The 20,484-nt window shown below is 40.1% G+C and carries 10 protein-coding genes; all 10 read left to right on the top strand.

Annotated elements, in window-relative coordinates; all coding sequences use genetic code 11:
- The first annotated feature begins 288 nt into the window (after window positions 1-288).
- The 10 genes from Q0R88_RS05205 to Q0R88_RS05160 all read left to right on the top strand — a co-directional run bounded on the left by Q0R88_RS05205 (window position 289) and on the right by Q0R88_RS05160 (window position 20,306).
- Entirely contained in the window at window positions 289-2,649 is a 2,361-nt protein-coding gene (locus Q0R88_RS05205) for an ABC transporter permease (protein WP_295713226.1), read from the top strand.
- Window positions 2,650-2,726: 77 nt separating this feature from the next.
- On the top strand, window positions 2,727-5,114 hold the full coding sequence (locus tag Q0R88_RS05200) for an ABC transporter permease (RefSeq protein WP_295713224.1): 2,388 nt from the start codon (window positions 2,727-2,729) through the stop codon (window positions 5,112-5,114).
- Window positions 5,115-5,207: 93 nt separating this feature from the next.
- Window positions 5,208-7,586, top strand: a complete 2,379-nt coding sequence (locus Q0R88_RS05195) for an ABC transporter permease (RefSeq protein ID WP_295713222.1) — start codon at window positions 5,208-5,210, stop codon at window positions 7,584-7,586.
- Between the two features lie 74 nt (window positions 7,587-7,660).
- Entirely contained in the window at window positions 7,661-10,030 is a 2,370-nt protein-coding gene (locus Q0R88_RS05190; RefSeq protein WP_295713220.1) for an ABC transporter permease, read from the top strand.
- 83 nt (window positions 10,031-10,113) lie between these two features.
- Window positions 10,114-12,513, top strand: a complete 2,400-nt coding sequence (locus Q0R88_RS05185) for an ABC transporter permease (RefSeq protein ID WP_295713219.1) — start codon at window positions 10,114-10,116, stop codon at window positions 12,511-12,513.
- Between the two features lie 81 nt (window positions 12,514-12,594).
- A complete protein-coding gene (locus Q0R88_RS05180) occupies window positions 12,595-14,979 on the top strand; it encodes an ABC transporter permease (RefSeq protein WP_295713216.1) in 2,385 nt (794 codons plus the stop codon).
- A 326-nt stretch (window positions 14,980-15,305) separates the two neighbouring features.
- Window positions 15,306-15,983, top strand: a complete 678-nt coding sequence (locus Q0R88_RS05175; RefSeq protein WP_295713207.1) for an ABC transporter ATP-binding protein — start codon at window positions 15,306-15,308, stop codon at window positions 15,981-15,983.
- Window positions 15,984-15,996: 13 nt separating this feature from the next.
- Window positions 15,997-17,430, top strand: a complete 1,434-nt coding sequence (locus Q0R88_RS05170; protein WP_295713201.1) for a TolC family protein — start codon at window positions 15,997-15,999, stop codon at window positions 17,428-17,430.
- A gap of 208 nt (window positions 17,431-17,638) precedes the next feature.
- The gene (locus Q0R88_RS05165; protein WP_295713199.1) at window positions 17,639-18,244 is read left to right on the top strand and encodes a porin family protein; all 606 of its coding nucleotides are present in this window, start codon (window positions 17,639-17,641) and stop codon (window positions 18,242-18,244) included.
- 259 nt (window positions 18,245-18,503) lie between these two features.
- A complete protein-coding gene (locus tag Q0R88_RS05160; RefSeq protein ID WP_295713197.1) occupies window positions 18,504-20,306 on the top strand; it encodes a glycoside hydrolase family 9 protein in 1,803 nt (600 codons plus the stop codon).
- The last annotated feature ends 178 nt before the right edge of the window (window positions 20,307-20,484 follow it).

The raw sequence follows: 20,484 nt of genomic DNA, 5'->3' as shown, positions 1-20,484 counted from the left end.
GAAAGGTAAAGGGTGAAAAGTTTTTGCCTGGTTGATTCACCTTTCACCTTTCACCTTTCACCTTTCACCTTTCACCTTTCACCTTTCACCTTTCACCTTTCACCTTTCACCTTTCACCTTTCACCTTTCACCTTTCACCTTTCACCTTTCACGGTTGTATCATTACCGTACACTCACTGTTACACTTACGCACACATTTGTATTGTTAACTTATGTTAATGCATTGATTATTAGATGTTTGTTGTTTTGGTATATGTTTTAAACTATGTGTCAAAATCTGCAGATAATATGGTCAAAAATTATATCAAAATTGCCTGTCGAAATATTGTGCGGCAAAAGGCCTATTCAAGTATAAATATCGCTGGTTTAGCTATAGGCATTGCTTGCGCGTCTATGATATTTTTGTGGGTGCAGGATGAACTAACCTTTAATCATAATTTTGAGAAGCGGAACAACCTGTACACCATATTTGAAAACCAGACCTATAATGGCAAAATATCTACCTTTCGCGCTACACCGGGTCCTATGGCCAAGGCTTTAAAGGCAGATATTCCCGGTATAAAAAACGCGGCTCGTACAGCAGGTAGTGATAATCAGTTATTTTCACTTGGCGATAAGGTAATTAATGAGCCCGGTAGTTATGCCGATGCGGAAATATTGCCAATGCTCACTTTACCTTTTATATATGGAAAAAGCGAAAATGCACTACAACAAATACATTCGGTTGTGGTTAGCGAAACCATGGCTAAAAAGTTTTTCGGTAATACAGATCCTGTGGGAAAAACACTCAGGATGAACAATGAGCAGGATTTTACAGTAACAGGGGTATTTAAGGATCTGCCAAAAAACTCCACCCTGCAATTTCATTGGCTGGTTCCATTAACAAATATCGAGCATAAAATGCCCTGGATGCAGGATTGGGGCGCCAACTGGGCCCGTACCTATGTGGAGTTGGAACCATCAGCAGATGTTAATGCGGTTAACAAAAAGCTATCTACTTATCTCGGCACCAAAAAAAAGGAAAATAAAACGCCTTCGTTTCTTTTTGCCATGAATGATTGGAATCTGTATGACAATTTCACCAATGGTAAAATGGATGGCGGTCGTATTGAATATGTGCGTCTTTTTGCAGCCATAGCTTTTATCATTTTAATTATCGCTTGCATCAACTTCATGAACCTGTCTACCGCTCAGTCGGAGAAACGTGCTAAAGAGGTAGGTGTGCGTAAAGTAATGGGGGCGGGTAAAGGTAAGTTGATAGGCCGGTTTATAGGCGAGGCAGTTATCATGGCATTCATAGCCGTGATTGTAGCGGTTGGCTTTATCTATGTTACGTTACCATTATTTAATTACCTGGTACAAAAAGAGCTTGCTATCCATATTTTTGAGTCATCACATTTAATTTACCTCGTTACAATAGGGGCTGTTACCGGTCTGCTGGCCGGCAGTTATCCCGCGTTTTATCTATCATCATTTAATCCGATAACTGTTTTAAAGGGCATCCAACTAAAATCTGGTGCTGGTGCCGGTTTCATCAGGCAGGGCCTGGTTATTACGCAGTTTTCTGCTTCTATTATACTCATTATAGGAACGGTAATGATTTACCAGCAAATTCAGCACGTAAAAAACAGGGCGCTGGGCTATAATAAAAGTAACCTGATCTATATTAATGCACAGGGGAAATTAACGGAGCATTTTGCCGGGATATACAATGATTTAAAACAATCCGGATTAGTTGAGGAAGCGTCCCTAAGTGAATACCCTGTAGTGCAGATATGGAATAATACGGATAACTATTCATGGAAAGGTAAGGATGCGTCAAAAAATCCATTGATTACCTGGGAAAATGTTAGCGCACAGTTTGTGAAAACCATGAATATGAAGCTTACATCAGGCAGGGATTTTTATACCGATCCAAAACTTGATAGTAATAATGTGATCATCAATGAAGCATTTGCCAGGCAAATGGGAAAAGAGGGTCATGTAGGAGGGATAATAAGGGAAGGAAGTAACAAAACACTTACGATAACCGGCATCATTAAAGATTTTTTGTACAACGATATGTATGTATCTGGCGCCCCGCTGTTGTTGTATAATCACCCTGAAGGTACAAGGGTTTTAAGTATCAGGTTAAAGGCAGGTGCAAACCTTAAAGATGCGTTAACCAAAACAGGAAATATTTTAAAAGAAAACAATCCCGGCTATCCCTTTGAATACAAGTTTGTTGATGAGGATTTTAACCAGCTGTTTATAACCGAAACACTAACCGGTAAACTGGCGGGTGTTTTTGCATCGCTTGCCATAGTTATTTCCTGTTTAGGTTTATTTGGTCTTGCCGCTTATACCGCTGAGCGCAGGATAAAGGAAATAGGGATTCGCAAGGTGCTGGGTGCATCTGTAGTTGGTTTAACGGCTTTGTTATCAAAAGACTTTTTAAAGCTGGTAGGTATTTCATGCCTGATAGCGTTTCCGGTAGCCTGGTGGGCTATTGCCAAATGGCTGCAAAATTACCAGTACCGCATAACTATGCATTGGTGGGTATTTGCAATTGCAGGAGTATTGGCCATGCTGATAGCGCTGGCAACAGTAAGTTTCCAGGCCATAAAAGCAGCGTTAAGCAACCCGGTAAAAAGTTTGAGAAGCGAGTAGACAGTTGGCAGTTTTCAGTTGGCAGAAAGCATAAAGAGAGAAGAATAAAACAAAAGCTCTAATAACGGTGAAATGAGATGATAAAGAATTATTTGAAAATAGCCTGGCGTAATATTTTAAACAATAAGGTTTATAGCGCTATCAATATTCTGGGTTTGGCAGCTGGTATGGCTGTGGCCCTTATTATAGGCCTATGGGTGATCAACGAGTTTTCGTACGATAAGTTTTTGCCCAATTATAAGCAGTTATACCAGGTGCAGCTACATTTTACTACTCAGCGCGAAGAGCACACCCAAGCGGCTTTAGCTATTCCACTTGCTGATGTGCTGCGTAAGGAAGTGTTAGGCATTAAATATGTTGCCGAAACGGATTGGGTTGGCTGGCAATATCATGATCTGCTGGTGGGCACCAAAAAACTGTACCTTGGTGGAGGGGCAGCACATCCTGATTTTTTAAAGATATTTCAGTATCCATTTGTAAAGGGAAGTGCTAAGGATGCTTTTAAAGATCCTTATTCTATTATCCTGGATGAAGCAACCGCCAAAGCGTTGTTTGGTAATGCCGACCCCATCAATAAATTTATTCGTTTGGATAATAAGCAAAACCTGAAAGTTACCGGCGTTATAAAAGATATTCCTAAAAATGCTACCCGGCAATTTAGTTTTTTGACACCTTTTAGTTTTAAGGAGCAAACAGAGGGCTGGATGAAGAACGCCCGAACTACCTGGACAAATAACTCGTTCAACATGTACGTAGAGTTACAGCCTGGTGTAACCGCCGAACAAATAGCTCCTAAAATAAAAAATATAGTTTACCAACACAGTGTGCAAATGCGGCCCGCAAAACCGGAGGTGATATTGCATGCAATGAAAGACTGGCATCTATATTCCGACTTTAAGATGGGTAAACCGGTTGGTGGTTTTATTGATTATGTACGCATGTTCTGCATTATTGGCATATTGGTATTGCTGATTGCCTGTATTAATTTCATGAACCTTTCTACAGCACGGTCAGAAAAACGGGCGCGCGAGGTAGGTGTACGTAAGGCTATCGGCTCACAACGTAAAGATCTTATTATCCAGTTCCTGGCCGAATCTATTCTGATCACCTTTATCGCATTTTTATTTTCGATAGTTTTTGTGCAACTGGCTTTGCCTTCATTTAATACCGTAATAGGTAGCTCAATAGCCATACCTTTTGCAAATCCTTTATTCTGGATCGGTATGTTATTATATGTACTGTTAACCGGTTTATTAGCGGGTAGCAGGCCGGCGTTTTATCTGTCGTCATTTAATCCTGTACAGGTTTTAAAGGGCAGTGTCAAAATAGGTAAAGCGGCATCATTACCACGTAAGGTACTGGTTGTACTTCAGTTTAGCTGCTCAATAGCTTTAATAATCAGCACTGTAATTGTGTATCAGCAAATTCAGTACGCCAAAAACCGGCCAACCGGATATAGCGCTGAACGCCTGATGATGACTGATATGAGCGGCGACCTCGAGACCAATTATGGAGCCCTTAAAAACGAATTAATGAGTAGCGGCGTGGTTGAAAGTGTAGCGTCAGCATCAAGCCCTGTTACTAATATTTACAGCCACATGTCGCTTGATAAATGGCCCGGTAAGGCCGCCGATGAAGAAGCTGTTAATGTGGGGGCCATTTCTGTATCTGATAACTATTTTAAAACCTTGGGTATGACCTTAAAAGAAGGTCATGATTTTTCTGCCAAATGGAGCGATGATACAACCAGCGTTATTCTTAACGAGGCTGCCGTAAAACGAATTGGCCTTAAAAATCCAATAAACCAGCTTGTGATGTGGAATGGCAGTAAAGGCCCTGTACGCATCATCGGTGTAGTAAAAGACGCCCTTATGGAATCGCCGTTTACACCGGTTGCGCCTGCAATTTTTAATCATGGGAGGGGCGGCAATAACATCATGTACAGGTTATCGCCAAATGTAAACACCCAGGACGCCATAAAAAAGATCAATAAAATATTTGATACTTATAATCCGGCCTATCCATTTATTTACCAATTTGTTGATGATGAATACAACCACAAATTTAACCTTGAAGTATTGGTAGGTAAACTGGCGGGTGTGTTTGCCGGCTTAGCTATATTTATATCGTGCCTGGGGCTTTTTGGTTTGGCTGCCTATGTAGCCGAGCAGCGCACCAAGGAGATCGGTATCCGCAAGGTATTGGGTGCTTCTATATCCCAGGTTTGGCTGCTATTATCAAAAGATTTTATCCTGCTTGTCATCATCAGTTGTGTAATAGCATCGCCGGTAGCGCTATATTTTTTACAAAGCTGGTTGCAGAAATATGAATATCGCATTACCATCGGTCCTGGTGTATTTATGCTTTCGGGATTGGTGGCTATTATGATCACCCTTATAACAATAAGTTTCCAGGCTATAAAAGCGGCGTTGACTAACCCGGTTAAGAGTTTGAGGAGTGAATAAGGAGGAAAGTCAAGAAATAAGAGTCAAGAATCAAGAATAATAACAGGAGCAAAGTAAAACACCAATAAACTAATTACTAATTGAACGAAAAACATGATAAAGAACTATATAAAAATTGCCTGGAGAAATTTAAAGCGTAACAAAGCTTACGCGGCCATCAGTGTTATTGGCCTGGCACTGGGTATTGCCTGCGGTATTTTAATTTTTACGCTGATAACCTATCACCTCAGCTTTGATACTTTCCATAAAGATCAGGACAGGGTTTTTCGCTTGTATACCGAGTGGCATGATGATGGTGTCGGCAAATCAAACGGAGTACCGCAACCCTTAGGGAAAACTTTCAGGAGTGATTTTACGCTGGGCGAAAAAACAGCAAGGGTAATAAATTTTCATAACCCTTTAATTACCATAACCAAAGGCAACGAGGTTAAAAAGTTCCAGGAAGAGGACGGCGTGGCTTTTGCCGAAACCCCGTACTTTGATATATTGAATTTTCCTTTATTAAAAGGCGACAAAAAAACGGTATTGGTAGCCCCCGGCGAAGCGATAGTTACCGAAAAAATAGCACATAAATACTTTGGGAGTGATAATGCTATAGGTAAGGTGATCCGCCTGGATAATAAAGTAAACTTTACCATTACAGGCATTTTAAAGGACCTGCCCAACAATACCGACCGCAGGCAGCAGATCTATCTATCATATGGTAACATGAATGAGTACACCGATAAGCGCCGGGAAGAAAATTGGGGTGGGGTATACAGCGGCAGCGAGGCATTTACAAAACTAAAAAAGGGCGTATCCAAAGCGCAGGCTGAGAAAGCTTTGGCGGAAATTGTAAAAAAACATTACACAGGCCGCGACTTGAAAGTGTGGTTCTTTAAACTTCAGCCCCTTAACGATATACACTTTAATGCCGAGCTTGACGGCTATGCCGATAAAAAGTATTTATGGGCGCTGTTTTTTATAGGTATATTCCTGATAATTACTGCGTGCGTAAACTTTGTAAACCTGGCAACAGCACAAGCGCTTAACCGCTCAAAAGAAGTTGGCATCCGCAAGGTAATGGGGAGCTTACCTTACCAGCTTTTTTGGCAATTTATTGCCGAAACTGCTTTAATAACAGTTGTAGCTGTAGTTTTAGCAGTAGGAATATCCTATGTCGCTTTACCCGCAATAAATCATCTGTTCCAGTCAGAGATGCAGTTTAATCTCGCTGATCTATCTGTTTTTATCATTTTAATAGGTATCGCAGTGGTTTTCCTTTCCGGTTCATACCCGGGTTTGGTATTGGCCAGGTTTCAACCCATTATGGCGCTTAAAAGCAAGCTATCACAAGAACATATTGGGGGCTTTTCATTACGCCGCGTTTTGGTAGTAACACAGTTTGCTATTTCGCAGGTCTTAATTATTGGTACCATCATTATTGTATCGCAACTTCACTATTCGCAAACTGCCGATCTTGGTTTCAAGAAAGACGGAATTGTTTTATTACCTGTTCCATCAAACGATAAAGTGAAATTAAGCACCATGAAAAACAGGCTGAACGAAGTTCAGGGTGTAGAAAAGGTTTCTTATTGCTTTCGTCCGCCGGCATCACAATCAAATAATACCACAGGTGTTAACTATGATCATCGTGCAGAAGATGAACACTGGGGCATAAATATCAAAACAGCTGATGAAAATTACCTGTCGACATTCGGTTTAAAATTGGTTGCAGGTCGTAATTTCTTCCCTGCAGATACAACACGGGAGTTTGTGGTAAATGAAACCTTTGTTAAAAAACTAAATTTAAAACCACAAGATGTTATTGGTAAGGTACTGGCCATAAACGGTAAATCTACCAAGGCACCTATTGTAGGAGTGGTTAAAGATTTTTATAATTATTCATTCCATACCGAAATTTCGCCGATATGCATTATGCCCAATTTTAATAACTACTCAACTGTGGCTATCAAAATAAATATGCGTAATGCCAAAACCTCGCTGGCATCGTTCGAAAAGATCTGGAACCAAACCTTCCCCGAAGATTTTTACTCATACCAGTTTTTGGATGATAGCATTAAGAAGTTTTATGAAATGGATAATATCTTACTTACACTGATTGAAGCTTTTGCAGGTATTGCCATTGTTATAGGCTGTTTGGGTTTATATGGATTAGTATCATTTATGGCCGTGCGCAAAACAAAAGAGATTGGTGTACGCAAAGTGCTTGGTGCCGAAATAAAGAATATCCTTTGGTTGTTTGGAAAGGAGTTTACCTTTTTGTTATTGATCGCTTTCGTTATAGCTGCGCCGCTGGCCTGGTGGGCCATGCATAATTATTTGAAAGATTTTCAATACCGCATAACCATTGGCCCGGTTATTTTCCTGGAATCTATATTGTTAACATTTATTATCGCTAGCATAACGGTTGGTTACCGGTCTGTAATGGCATCGCTGGCTAACCCGGTTAAGAGTTTGAGGAGCGAGTAGTAAGAAGGTTAAAGGCGAAAGGTAGGGTAGAAAGCTCAACGCATTAATGAAGTGAAACGAAATGATTAAATGAGATGATAAAGAATTATCTAAAAATCGCCTGGCGAAACATCGTTAACAGCAAGGTTTACAGCGCAATAAATATATTGGGGTTGGCAGCCGGGATGGCTGTGGCATTGCTGATTGCGTTATGGGTTAATAATGAATACTCATACGATAAGTTTTTGCCCGGTTACGAGCAGGCCTATCAGGTGCGCCGCAATTTTAACAGCAATGGCGAAACTTTAACGTTCAGTTCAACCTCACTTAAATTGGCCGACGCATTAAAAACCAACTATCCCGAGGTTGAATATGTTGTACCAACAGATGGCATTGGCTCGCATGGGTTATTGGTAGGTGATAAAAAACTTTTCTTGGATGGCCCTCGGGTTGGCAGCGATTTTTTAAAGGTTTTTCCTTATCGTATGCTACAGGGAAATGCGGGTTCGGCATTAAAGGATGCTTATTCCATTGTGCTTACAAAGGCTACAGCAATTGCTTTATTTGGGGATATCAACGTAATAAACAGGGTAGTAAAAGTTGACAATGCTTTTAACTTAAAAGTAACAGGTGTGGTTGATGATGTTCCGTTAAACTCATCATTGCAATTTAAGTACCTTATTCCTTTTAGCTTGCTTGAACAAACTAATCCGTATATGAAAGGTGCCCATGATAGCTTTGGGAATAATGGATTTAACATATTTGTAAAGCTAAAGCCCGGGATCACTTACGCCCAACTCGCTCCTAAAATTAAAAACATGGAGAAGGGCGAAGATAACATCAATGCCAAAAACTCCGAGGTGATTACGCAGCCAATGAAAGACTGGCATTTATATGGCGATTACAAAAATGGGATAGCGAGTGGCGGCTTTATTGAATACGTGCGAATTTTCAGCATTATAGGCATTTTGGTATTGCTGATAGCCTGCGTAAACTTTATCAACCTTACTACAGCCCGCTCAGAAAAACGTGCGCGTGAAGTAGGTATCCGCAAGGCCATCGGCTCTCAGCGTAGTAACTTGATATTTCAGTTTCTTACCGAGTCGGCTTTAATTACATTTATAGCATTTTTATGCTCATTGCTGTTTGTACAATTGGCATTAGCTCCGTTTAACGCCTTAACAGGTACTACCATCGGGATTCCTTTTAAAAGCACCTCGTTTTGGCTGATCATGATGGGATTTATTTTGCTTACTGCACTCCTGGCAGGCAGCAGACCGGCATTTTACCTTTCATCATTTAACCCGGTTAAGGTGTTGAAGGGAACCATAAAGGTCGGTCGCTCGGCAACCTATTCCCGGAAGATTTTGGTGGTAATGCAGTTTAGTTGTTCTATCGCTTTAATTATCAGTACGGTAGTAATTTACAGGCAGATTCAATTTGCCAAAAACAGGGAAGCGGGTTACAATATAAGTCGTTTGCTTACTACTTATTCAAACGCCGACCTTGGGAAAAATTACAATGCCCTTAAAAATGACCTGCTTCAAAGTGGCGTAGTGCAAAGTATCACACAATCATCAAGCCCCGCAACTGATATTTGGCTGCATAATAATATCGACTACTGGCCAGGTAAATTGGGAGGTAAAACTGTTGAAATGGGTACCATAACGGTATCCGACGACTATTTTAAAACCTTGGGCATGCAAATGCAATCGGGAAGAAATTATGGTAATGTAGCTTCTGATACTCAAAACGTGGTATTTAACCAGGCAGCCATAAAACGCCTGCGCTTAAAAGATCCTATTAGTAAAGTGATAAAGTATGGTGGAAGGCAGTTAAGGATCATTGGTGTTGTAAAAGACGCGCTCATGCTCTCGCCATTTGCCAAAGCCGATCCAACCATGTTTTTATATAGCCCCGTTCCGCAGGATAACCTTATTTATCGCTTATCGTCAAACATCAATCCTCACCAGGCAATTGACCAGCTTAACAAGATTTTTGCTAAATATAATCCGGCTTACCCCTATACCTACAGGTTTGTTGATGACGACTATAATCGAAAATTCGGGCAGGAAGTGTTAGTTGGTAAGCTATCGGGTATTTTCGCCTTGCTGGCTATATTCATATCATGCCTCGGCCTTTTCGGGTTAGCGGCTTACATTGCAGAGCAACGTACCAAAGAGATTGGCGTGCGCAAGGTATTGGGCGCTACTGTTAGTCAGCTCTGGTTTTTACTATCGAAAGACTTTGTATTACTGGTGATCATCAGCTGTGTAATAGCCTCGCCCGTTGCTTTATACTTTTTGCAGGGCTGGCTGCAAAAGTATGAATACAGGATAAGTGTTGGCCCTGGTGTGTTTATAATATCAGCTATAGTAGCAATTGTGATTACATTAATAACCATAAGTTTTCAGGCTATTAAAGCGGCTATAGCAAATCCGGTGAAAAGTTTAAGGAGTGAATAGTTTTCAATCTGGCTGCAAGTACTTGATGATAGATACGAACAAATGGCTATGACAGCATATCGAATTGATTAATAAAAAATAAAATGATAAAGAACTATTTCAAAATAGCATGGAGAAATATCTGGAAGAACAAGGTTTTCTCGGCTATTAATATCATCGGCCTCTCCATAGGGATGGCCGCCTGCATAGTTATTATGCTTTTTGTTCTTTATGAAAAAAGCTTCGACAGCCTACATACTAAAAACATTTACCGATTAAACGAGGTGCAGAAATTTCCGGGAATGACCGCTTCTCAGAAAGTCGCGTTATCTATGTTCCCGATGGGGCCGTCGATTAAAAATGAATTTCCTGAAATAAAGAATTTCACACGTGTACGCTGGCAGCAAAAGTTTCAGATCACTTACGGTCAAAAGAAGATGTTTTCGCCGCAGGTGTTTTTTGTTGATTCTACCTTCATGGATATGTTTGAATTTAAGCTGATAAAAGGAGATAGGAAAACAGCTTTATTGAAACCACATAGCGTTTTGCTGACACAGGAAGCCGCGCAAAAAATATTTGGTAAGGAAGACCCCATGGGCAAAACCATTACCCATTATGGCGATGATACTACAAGCTATGCTGTAACGGGGATATTGGCCAACATCCCCAAAAATTCCCAGCTACAGTTTGATGCATTGTTTTCTTTTAATACCATCATGAAACCATGGATGTTTAATGCATGGGGGGGCAATTGGCTAAATACTTATTTTGAACTTGCGCCAGGCACTAATGTAAAAGCGCTCGAAAAGAAATTTCCGGCCTATCAAAAAAAGTACATGAATAAAGATAACTGGAAGTTTTATGACCTGTTTTTACTATCACTCAAAGATGTTCATGCGAACTCAGCTGATATAGGGCTGGATTATATAAACTACCAAAAGTTTGATCAAAAGCTTACTAATCTTTTTGCTATGATAGCACTAATTGTGCTGACTATCGCTTGTGTAAATTTTATCAATTTATCTACGGCACGGTCGGCAGAACGTGCTAAAGAAGTAGGGGTGCGAAAATCAATTGGAGCCCAGCGTTTTCAATTGGCTATTCAGTTTTTGGGCGAAACCGTGCTGCTTTCATTAATAGCACTTGTATTTGCTACTGTGTTTGTTTCTTTGGTATTGCCTTATATAAACACCTTAAGTCAGCGCGACATCAGTTTACCGTTGACAAATAATTGGGGGCTTATAGCGTCTGTTTTCATTGCTACTGTTTTTATTGGTTTAATTTCTGGTATTTATCCTGCATTATTTCTTTCTTCTTTTCAACCGGTTAAAGTATTAAAAGGCAGTGTGGAAACTGGCAAAAACAAGGGGTCGCTTCGCAATATCCTCGTAGTGGGGCAGTTTACCAGCGCCATTGTATTAATGATAGCTACCATATTTGTTATTAAGCAATTACGCTTTATGCAAAAAAAGGACCCAGGTTTTAGCCGCGACCAGGTAGTTAATGTTCCGCTTAATATGGTTACGCCCGCAAAATACGCGCTTATTAAAGATGAGTTATTAAATAATTCGTTGATACAGGGCGTTACCGGGTCACAGGATCAATTGGGTAGCCATTTAGATCAGTCGGGGATAAGATTTAAGATGAACGACTCGCCGGTACGGGACCTTACCTCAACTCAATTAATTGTAGACCATGACTATGTCAATTTCTACAAGATGAAAATGGTAGCGGGCAGTAACTTCTCTAAAGAAAAGACAACTAACGGTAGGGAATATATTATTAATGAGGCCTTAGCAAAGGAGTTGTTAAAGGATCATAAAAACATGCCGGTTAGCTCGTTGATTGGTCAACGTTTTGGGTACGATTCTTTAGGTAGAATAACGGGTATAGCCAAAGACTTTAATTTCAATTCGCTTCATTATAAAATTGAAACAATGTTTATGTTTAGTCAGCAGGAGTGGGGTTTTAGTACCATGTCTGTCAAAATAAATGGTGGCAGAACCCAGGAAGCGCTTGCCTTTATTAAATCCACATGGACAAGTACGTTTCCAGATATCCCATTCGAATACCAATTTTTAGATGATCATTTTGCCGAAGTTTACCGGGTAGATAACCAGGTTAGTAACGTGGTAAGTATCCTGGCTGGCCTCATTATTATAATATCATGTCTGGGCTTAATTGGCCTGGCATCTTACTCGGCCGAAAAACGAATTAAAGAGATTGGTGTGCGTAAAGTATTAGGAGCATCTGTTCAAAACATTGTGTTATTGCTTTCCAGCCATTTTATTAAGCTGGTTTTTATAGCCAATATAATAGCCTGGCCGATAGCTTTTTTTGCAATGAATAAATGGCTCCAGGATTTTGCTTACCGCATCAATATCGATTGGTGGGTATTTGCCCTTGCCGGAGGCGTCTCTGTTATAATCGCTTTTGCAACAGTGAGTTTTCAATCTATTAAGGCAGCGATTGCCAATCCGGTGAAAAGCCTGAGGAGCGAATAGCGAGTTGCCGGCTGGCAGTTTTCAGTTAGCAGGTAGCAATGACTAATTACAGTGTAACAACCAAACCAATGAACTAATATCATGATAAAAAACTATTTCAAGATCGCTTTGCGCAACCTGTGGAAACACAAGGCGTTTTCTATTATTAATATAACAGGCTTATCCATAGGGATAACGGCCTGTTTTTTTATTTTTATGTATGTAGGTTTTGAGTTAAGTTATGATAATATGCATAGCAAGGCCGATAGAATATACCGGTTAGTAACCGATATTAAAACGCCTACAGAAACCATCAATACAGGTGTTACAGCCTGGCCTTTTGCGCCAAATATCAAGAATGATTTTCCGGCGGTCGAATCGTTTGTACGCATAAGCGGAGGTAGCTTTTTAGTGCGAAAAGGGAATGTTAAATTCCAGGAAGAGCGCTCTGCTTTTGCCGATTCCACTTTTTTTAAGGTTTTTGATTTTAAGCTGGTAAAAGGCGATCCTAAAACAGCACTATCTGAGGTAGCTACCATCGTGTTTTCAGAGTCGGCCGCAAAAAAATATTTTGGTAATACGGATCCTATGGGACAAACCGTATTGATCACAGGCGATGCGATCCCTGCCAAAGTAACCGGCATCATGAAGGATATACCCGAAAACTCGCAGATCAAAGCTGATATGCTGATCTCGATGGTATCGCTCACACAAAAATTTAATAAGGGCCTCGATAATCAATGGGGCAATTTCGGCGCATCAAGCTACCTGCTTTTAAAACCGGGAACAAATCCAAAAACGCTTGAAGCCCAATTACCGGCTTTCCTGGAGCGCAGGAATGGTGCGGAAGAAAAGAAACAGCAGATGTTTTTTAAATTACTGTTAGAACCATTGAAAACGGTGTATCTGTATTCCAAACGAAATGGCCAGGAGTCGGGCAGTATAACCAATGTATATGTATTTGGTATTGTGGCCATTTTTATATTGCTTATAGCCTGTGTTAACTTTGTAAACCTTACTACAGCACGTTCTGTTGAGCGTGCAAAGGAAGTAGGTATCCGCAAAGTAGTAGGTGCAGAACGGTCGCAGCTGGCCAGCCAGTTCATCGGTGAATCTGTAGTGTTATGTCTCATCGCTTTTTTACTTACCATTGTGTTGTCGGTATTATTTCTGCCTTTATTTAACCAATTGGCTGGCAAAACTATAAGTGCTGGTATTTTTTCAAATTGGTATTATGTAACGCTATTATTTATCACATCGGTTGGTATTGGCTTAATTGCAGGTTTGTATCCGGCCTTGGTATTATCGGCTTTTTTACCGGTTTCCGTATTAAAGGGCAGGTTTAGCAGTGGCACTAAAGGTAATGCCTTACGCAAAACGCTGGTTATTGCCCAGTTTACCATTTCAATCGCGCTCATTATAGGCACTATCATTGTGTATACACAAATGAGTTTCATGCAAAACCGCGACCTTGGTTTTACCAAAGATCAGATGCTGATCCTGGATACCAATGGCGACCCTGCGGGTAATGCCTTAAAAGAGGCTATTGCAACAATACCCAGCGTAAAATCAACAGCAAATTCATCAAGTGTACCGGGTGGCGGCAATCCGGGTGCATATTCTGAAATTGAAAATAAAAAAGGTGATCTCCAGATAGCCAACCTCGACCTATACTTTGTTGATTGGGATTATGTGAACCAGTTTAAAATTAAAATGGTAGCCGGCAGGGCATTTTCAAGAGGATTTGGAACTGATACCGCCCAGGCGATGTTATTGAATGAGGCGGCCGTTAAGCTATTTGGTTATAGTTCGCCGCAGCAGGCGGTTGGCAGGCGCTTTAAACAATGGGGACGCGAAGGTAAGATAGTAGGGGTGATGAAGGATTTCCACTTCCGCTCGTTACAGGAGGTTATAAAACCTTTAAGTATGCGTATCGAACTGAAAAACCTGGGTCTTATTTCGGTAAAAATATCTTCGCAAAACACTCCTGCAACGCTGGCGGCTATAGAAAGTAAATGGAAAACCTTTATCCCCAACAGGCCGTTCAGCTATTACTTTTTAGATGAATTTTTTGACAGGCAATACCGTGCCGAGCAGCGATTTGGCAAATTGTTTTTAAACTTTGCTGTACTGGCCATATTTATATCATGCCTTGGGTTATTGGGCCTGGCATCATACAGTACGCTACAGCGCACCCGAGAAATTGGGATCCGTAAGGTATTAGGGGCTACAGTGCCGGGTATTGTTAACCTGCTATCTAAGGACTTTCTTATACTCGTCGCCATATCCTTCCTGGTAGCATCGCCCTTAGCTGGCATTTTCATGAACTATTATTGGCTCAAAGGTTTTGCCTATCGCATTGACGAAAGTTGGTGGATATTTGCCATTGCCGGCATCCTGGCGCTCGTGATAGCATTGGGCACTATCAGTTTCCAGGCCATCAGGGCAGCTACGAGTAACCCGGTTAAGAGTTTGAGAAGCGAATAGGGGAAAGAGTTAAGAAATAAGAGTCAAGAATCAAGATAGAAGTCGGGCTGCATTATGTTCCCGACTTCTGTGTTGTTTTACAGAACTTACTTATCTTGTATCTTGATTCTAACTTCTTGATTCTACTCTGCGGTGTATCATAAACGTACGCACCCTGTTACGTAAGCGAACAGTCTTTACTTATCTGTTTTTGTATAATATGTTAATAATCAACGTATTGAAAGTTTGGTATATTATTGATACTTTAATATTAAAATGATCACTATTATTGCTTTAACTAAAATGCAAATCACTAATTCACCAATCTACTAATTCACTAACTAAACATGTTATCACTTCAGCATATTTCAAAATACTACCAGGTAAGCGGACTTAAAAATTATGTGCTTAATGACTTGAGCCTCGAGGTTGATGAAGGCGAATTTATTTCGATAATGGGCCCTTCAGGTTCGGGTAAATCATCCTTACTTAATGTTATCGGTATGCTTGATGAGCCTTCAGATGGTTTTCATTACTTTGCCGGCCATGCAGTGCATCAGCTTAAGGAGAAACAACGCTCGGCTTTGTACAAGCAGTATATCGGCTTTGTTTTTCAGGCCTACCATTTAATTGATGAACTTACTGTTTATGAAAACATCGAAACACCGCTAATTTACCAGGACTATAAAAGTGCCGAACGTAAAGCCATGGTTGCTGATATACTTGATCGTTTCAACATCGTAGGTAAAAAAGATCTTTTCCCGGCGCAATTATCGGGCGGGCAACAACAGCTGGTGGGTATAGCGCGTGCATTAATTACCAAACCAAAACTTTTACTGGCCGATGAGCCAACCGGTAACCTTAACTCTAAACAAGGCGAAGACATTATGGAGTTGTTTCGGAAGCTGAACAAGGAGGATAAAGTAACAATTATCCAGGTAACACACTCTGAAAAAAATGCCGAATACGGTACCCGCATCATTAACCTGCTCGACGGGAAAATAGAATCCTCAAAACAACTCTGATCATCATATAGTAATGCGATATTTTAAATTTATATTTTTTAGTTTGGTAGCCCTGCAGGCAATAAATGCACAGGCACAAACAGATTCTGTTCTTTCCATCAGGCAATGTGTTGACATCGCCATAAAAAACAATCTTGATGTAAAGAAAAGCGAGCTGCAAATGGAACGGCTTAATATTGGTTATAAACAAGCCAAAGAGTATTTGCTTCCCTCAATTAGTGGCGATGTTAATCATGGCATTAATAACGGGCGTAACCTTAACCCGTATACATACAGCTATGTTACTCAATCACTTACTTATGGTAACTACAGTTTAAATGGTAACCTTACTTTATTTAGCGGTTTCCAAAATTTAAATAACATTAAACAAACATCGCTTTCCTTCCAGGCGGGCAAGATGGATTTTCAGCAGGCTAAAGACCAGGTAACCATCAACGTAATCACCGCTTACCTGTTGGTACTGGACAATGCAGAATTATTGAACCAGGTATCTAACCAGCTGGATGTATCAAAAAAACAGGTTGAACGCCTGAATATATTGGAAAAAGAAGGAGCTAACAAGTTACCATCAGATTTGTATGACCTTAAAGGTACATACGGCGATAATCAACTAAACCTTGTATCAGCAAAAAACGCGTTGGAAGTTTCCAAGCTTAACCTGATGCAAATGCTTAATATCCCTTATAACAAAAACCTTAAATTAGAGCCACTGACCGTTCAGGATGTATCAAGTAAAACTGATGCATCATCAGACATGGTGTATGATGCCGCCTTACAACAACTGGCATACATTAAGGCCGCAGAGTTAAGGAGCAAAAGTGCCGAAAAAAGTGTTAAGGTTGCCCTGGGAGCCTTGTTGCCTACGCTTACTTTGGGTGGTGGTATTTTCACCAACTACTCAAGCGCGGCCCAAAAAGCAACCTTTATTGATTCAACTACTGTAAATACCGGCGCGTTTGTAAATGGTGCGGGTGGTTCTAAACTACCTGTATACAGCAGGCAGGCAAATTATAACAACCAAAACATAGGCTATTATGATCAGTTTAAAAACAATTATAATACACAGGTTAGTTTAAGTTTACATATCCCAATTTTAAATTACTTTCAAAACCGCAATAAAGTTGCGTTAGCTAAGATAAACCTGCAGGAAGCCAGGTATGTAGAAAACAATACCAAAATTGTTTTAAAGCAAAATGTTGAACAGGCGTATTTAAACATGACTTCGGCTTATGAGAGATATAGCGTACTTACCGACCAGGTAAAAGCTTACGGCGAATCATTCAGGATAGCCGAGATTCGCTTTAACGCAGGTGTTTTAACATCATATGATTTTGTACTTGCCAAAAATAACCTCGATAGGTCAAAAATTAACCTCATCAACGCCCGTTATGATTGCTACATCTACAATAAAATATTGGATTATTACCAGGGTAAATTAACACTTTAAAAAAGAACTGTTAAGCTGTAGTATTTACAAAAAAGTTCTACTTTTAACGCAGATTAATTTCATGATATCCGGTTTATAAAGCCTTGTATTTAAAAGCAAGCCTTATAAACCGGATATTCCTAATTTATCAGGTATCTAAATTGTTCATCTTTAGCATCATCTAACCCGTTTTAATATATTTTACCTTAATAAACATAATCCTTTGAAAATGAAAAAAAAAATCTTACTTACATTAACTATTTGCCTAGTAACTATAGGCATGGCGTCGGCACAAGTAATACCAAGCTTCTCTTTTGGTGCAAAAGGGGGATTAAACTTCTCAAGCTTTCCATCAAATGGAAGATATGATAATAGTAACAAAGCCGGCTATCTTGCAGGGGTATGGGCAAGGGTGGGGGGACTTGGTTTAAATTTCCAGCCCGAGTTATATCTCACATCAAAAAATATCGACGTTAAAGATGATTTGGGGAATGTTAACAAAGCTAAATTTACCAGTGTAGATCTTCCATTGTTAGTAGGTACCAAGATTGGAGCTTTTGGTTTTGGAGGCCGTTTCTATGGAGGACCTGTTTTGTCTTTTGCTGTAAATAAAGACCAGAATTATAGCGCTGCTGCTGGAAATGCCGTAAAATTAAATTATAAAGATGCAAACTACGGTATTCAAGTAGGTGCAGGTGTAGATATTAAAGACTTTTCTGTCGATTTGAGATACGAAGGAGGGTTAAATAAAATCGGTTACGGATCACCTGAGTACTCGCACACACGTGTAAGTGTTTTCAGCCTTTCCTTGGCTTACAAAATATTTTCGTTATAAATTCCGCGTTAATCCCCAATACAATATAAGAAATGACCTGCCGGTATCGGTAGGTCATTTTTTTTGCCCGTTTTTTCTGAGTCTTGATTTTAAAGTTTTATATAGGTTTAAATCGTTTTTTTTTACATGGCAATATGTTTTTTTTGTATTATGTTTTTAAGCTAATTAGCCATAATAGTATTATACTTATTGTAAAACGTACACCTATATTTATGCAGCCATTATAATGCTTGAAAAACCTATAAATGTGTTTAATACCATGCCTATAAATTTAAATAATAAGAAAATTGTGCCGGGAAAATGGCTCTTGTTTGTTTTGGCAATATTCGTTTTCCAAATGGCTTTGGCTCAAACAAAAGATACGGTATCCAATCCTATAAGATTAAATCAACTTGGTTTTTATCCTAATGCTATTAAAAAGGCGATTGTTTTAAATAGGGTTGGAGTCGGGAACTTTTCTATCGTAAATTTAAATAAGCACATCGTGTTCAGCGGTACGCTTAAGGCATCTGCATCACCTTCATTTGCCGGAAAAACAACCTACATAGCCGATTTTAGTAATTTTAAAAAGCCTGGAGCATACCGCCTCTATATTGATGGTGTTGTTTCTTATTCTTTTTGGATAAAAAATGATGTTCATGCAAAAGTAGCCAATGCTGTTATCAAGGCTTATTACTTTATGCGGGCCTCAACTCCATTGACTGAGAAATTTGCGGGCAAATGGAACAGGGCCGAAGGTCACCCGGATAATAAGGTGTTGATCCATCCTTCTGCAGCAAGCGAAAAAAGACCCGCAGGTACAATTATCTCATCGCCCCGAGGTTGGTATGATGCCGGTGATTATAATAAATACATTGTTAACAGCGGCATCTCAACAAGTACCTTGCTTTCTTTGTATGAAGATTTTCCTGTTCATATGAATTCGGTAAAGCTTAATATTCCCGAAAGTGGCAACGGATTGCCCGATGTACTGAACGAGGTTTTATGGAACTTACGATGGATGCTCACCATGCAAGACCCCAACGATGGAGGTGTTTACCATAAATTAACGAATGCCGCTTTCGATAAGTTTGAAATGCCCGATAAAGGTACCGAAGCTCGTTATGTGGTGCAAAAAGGTACGGCAGCAACATTGGATTTTGCCGCGGTTATGGCCCTGGCTTCCCGGATAATGAGCCGTTTCCCTAAACAGGTGCCCGGCCTGGCCGATTCATGCCTTATAGCAGCCAAAAGTGCCTGGTTATGGGCTCAGAACAATCCCAATATAGCTTACCGGCAAGATGAAATAAATAAGAAGTATACCCCGGCTATAACTACAGGCGGCTATGGTGATAATAATTTTACTGATGAGTTTATCTGGGCGGCAGCCGAGTTGTTTGTTACCACAGATGATGTTGCATATCTGAAAAATATAAACCTGCTTCCTGACGATAAGATGCCTGTACCTTCATGGGCGCAGGTAAAATTATTGGGGTATTATGCCCTTGTAAAAAATGCAAACGGTAAAACCATTAACGATCTACCCGAAATAAAAAAAAGGTTGCTAAATACTGCGGATGATTTAATTAATGGAGTTGATGATAATGCCTATCAAACATCGATGACACTATCTCCAAAACATTTTGGCTGGGGCAGTAATTCTGATGCGGCAAATGAAGGAGTGTTACTGTTGCAGGCCTACAAATTATCGCATGATAAAAAATACCTTAATAATGCTTTGGCGGACCTTGATTACATTTTAGGCCGGAATGCTACCGGTTATTCTTATGTAACCGGTTACGGTAGTAAAACACCAATGAATCCACATCATCGCCCTTCGGCAAGCGATGGGATAATTGATCCTGTACCCGGTTTATTGGTAGGCGGCCCTAATCCGGGCATGCAGGATGGCATAAAAGTACCATCAAAGGTGCCGGATGAAGCTTATATTGACGACACCAGGGCTTATGCAGCCAATGAGGTCACCATTAACTGGAATGCCCCAATGGCCTACCTCGCAAATGCAATAGAAGCCCTGCAACATGAATTAAGTGTACCAATTAAATCCGGATCAACTAAATAAATATACCTAAGACGCTGTGGTTTTAGAACACAAAAACAACCACGTCATTGCAAGGTACGAAGCAATCTCTACATAGGCAGATCGGCCTTGTAGAGCCTCTGTTCAGTTTAGTCATTGCTTCGTTTCTCGTGACGGTATTGTTTATTTGTTCATTTATTTTTAGACAGTGTCTAACGGC

This window comes from Mucilaginibacter sp. (assembly GCF_025362475.1).
Lineage (GTDB): Bacteria > Bacteroidota > Bacteroidia > Sphingobacteriales > Sphingobacteriaceae > Mucilaginibacter.
The sequence above is the reverse complement of the archived record's forward strand: the minus strand, read 5'-3'. Positions and strand labels throughout refer to the sequence as shown.